This is a genomic window from Nostoc sp. CHAB 5715 (assembly GCF_020829685.1).
GTDB lineage: Bacteria > Cyanobacteriota > Cyanobacteriia > Cyanobacteriales > Nostocaceae > Nostoc.
Map to the genome: position 1 here is coordinate 1 of NZ_JAIVFR010000956.1, position 2,808 is coordinate 2,808.

A 2,808-nucleotide genomic window follows, 5' to 3' on the forward strand; every position below is an offset into this window, starting at 1 on the left:
TACAGTTCTGGTGTGGTTACTCCTTCTACATTAATGGATGGAAAGCTTTAAAACGTCATGGTGCCACAATGGATACCCTAATTGCTTTGGGTACAAGTGCAGCATATTTTTATTCGCTATTTCCCACATTATTTCCTAGCTTTTTCATCAATCAGGGGTTAACACCAGATGTGTATTATGAAACTGCTGCTGTCGTCATTACCCTGATTTTGCTAGGCAGACTATTTGAAAATCGTGCTAAAGGACAAACCTCAGAAGCTATCCGTAAGCTAATTGGGTTACAAGCTAAAACAGCGCGTTTGATTCGCAATGGACGAGAAGTAGATGTCCCAATTGAAGAAGTAATTATTGGAGATGTGATATTGGTTCGTCCTGGCGAGAAAATTCCTGTTGACGGGGAAGTAATTGAGGGAGCATCCACAATTGATGAAGGGATGGTAACAGGGGAAAGCGTGCCTGTTAAAAAGCAACCAGGCGATGAAGTGATTGGAGCTACCATTAACAAAACTGGGAGTTTTAAGTTTCGGGCGACACGAGTCGGAAGTGATACTGTACTGGCGCAGATTGTCCAATTAGTACAGCAGGCACAGGGTTCTAAAGCCCCAATTCAGAGATTAGCAGACCAAGTAACTGGATGGTTTGTGCCTGCGGTGATTGCGATCGCTCTACTCACTTTCATCATTTGGTTTAATTTTACAGGTAACGTGACTTTGGCGCTGATCACCACAGTTGGAGTACTAATTATCGCCTGTCCTTGTGCGCTGGGTTTAGCCACACCTACATCTGTAATGGTAGGAACGGGTAAAGGTGCAGAAAATGGCATTTTGATTAAAGGTGCCGAAAGCTTGGAACTGGCGCACAAGATTCAAACAATTGTGCTAGATAAAACTGGAACAATCACTCAGGGTAAACCAACAGTCACCGATTTTGTCACCGTCAACGGTACTGCTAATGGTAACGAAATCAGGTTGGTGCAACTTACATCATCAGTGGAACGCAATTCCGAACATCCATTGGCAGAAGCTGTTGTGAGATACGCCCAATCTCAAGAAGTGGCGTTAGCAGATGTCAGAGAGTTTGAAGCGATCGCAGGCAGTGGTGTACAAGGTATAGTTTCTGGTCATCTCGTGCAAATTGGAACGCAACGCTGGATGTCAGAATTAGGCATTGACACTCAAACCTTGCAACAAGATAAAGAGCGTTTGGAGTATCTAGGTAAAACTGCGATTTGGATTGCAGTTGACGGACAAATTCAGGGATTAATGGGGATTTCTGATGCCATCAAACCTACCTCCATACAAGCAGTTCGCGCTTTGCAAAAACTGGGTTTAGAGGTGGTGATGCTCACAGGTGATAATCAGCGCACCGCAGAAACCATTGCCCGTGAAGTTGGTATCAAGCGTGTTTTGGCTGAAGTTCGCCCCGACCAAAAAGCTGCTACAGTGCAGAAACTACAATCATCAGGAAAGATTGTGGCCATGGTTGGTGATGGTATCAATGATGCACCAGCATTAGCCCAAGCTGATGTAGGAATGGCAATTGGCACTGGGACAGATGTAGCGATCGCCGCTAGTGACATCACACTCATCTCCGGTGACTTGCGAAGCATTGTCACTGCAATTCAACTCAGCCGTGCCACAATTCGCAACATTCGACAAAACCTATTCTTCGCCTTCATCTACAACGTTGCTGGCATTCCGATTGCTGCGGGTATTCTCTTCCCCATCTTCGGTTGGTTACTTAACCCCATCATTGCAGGTGCAGCAATGGCATTTAGTTCGGTTTCAGTAGTTACGAATGCCCTACGTCTGCGTAAATTTCAAGCTAAACCAGTAGCATAAGAAGGTAGCAAATGTTGAGTAAAGTAATTTTTAGCAGTATAGCAGGCTTGGCATTGGCATTCAGTGTTGCCTCAAGTAAAGTAGTTGCACAGATGAATCATGAAATGCCAGCTACCGAGCGATGGCTACGCCCGCCGCAGGCATCGCAGACAACTCAGTTCCGCCGTATTGAGCAACCATTCTGGGTAAAAGGTGCAGTTACAACAGCCGGGTTGGGGTTAATCGGACTAGAAATATGGTGGTTTCTCCTCAGTAAACCAAAGTCCCAAAAAGCCGAAGCCCGTGATGGTATTCAAGAAGTTGGCATTACTGTAGATGGAGGCTATGAACCTAGTCGAATTCTAGTTAATGCCGGTCAAAGAGTCCGCCTTAATTTCCTACGCCGTGACCCTAGTAGTTGTCTTGAAGAGATACGCCTACCTGATTTCCATATCGCCAAAAACCTACCACTCAACGAGGTCACATCCATTGAGTTCATACCCGACAAACCAGGTACTTATACCTTCAACTGCGGTATGAATATGTTCCGAGGAGTTATAGAAGTTCAACCTACTGACTCGACTGTAAAAGCAACCCCAGTAACTACTTCTCAATCTACTCACCAGATCCAACCAGAGCTTTCTTTGCCTACAGAGTCAGCAACAAAAGCAGTGAAAACACCAGAAGGTACTCAAGAAGCGACTGTTACGGTTGAAAAGGGTTACAAACCGGAACGAGTAATTGTAGAGGTGGGACAACCAGTGAGATTGGATTTCCAACGTCACAATCTGAGCAAGTGCTTTGATAAATTGCTAATACCAGACTTTGATTTATCTGTTGACCTTGTTCCTAACCAAACCACTTCAGTGGAATTTACTCCTAAGTATCCTGTTGTTTTCACTGCTTTTGTTGCTGAATCTGTAGGCAAAGAAAGCTCTGGTTGGATCTGGTGAGTAGATTGAGAAGTAGTTACTGGGGTTGCTTATAC

Annotated in this window: 2 protein-coding genes; both read left to right on the forward strand. The window is 44.8% G+C overall.

Annotated elements, in window-relative coordinates:
* Nucleotides 1-1,841: copper-translocating P-type ATPase (locus LC574_RS34290; protein WP_229458068.1), on the forward strand; the 1,841-nt coding region annotated here is incomplete at its 5' end.
* A gap of 11 nt (nt 1,842-1,852) precedes the next feature.
* The gene (locus LC574_RS34295) at nt 1,853-2,773 is read left to right on the forward strand and encodes a cupredoxin domain-containing protein (protein WP_229458069.1); all 921 of its coding nucleotides are present in this window, start codon (nt 1,853-1,855) and stop codon (nt 2,771-2,773) included.
* Nucleotides 2,774-2,808: the final 35 nt, after the last annotated feature.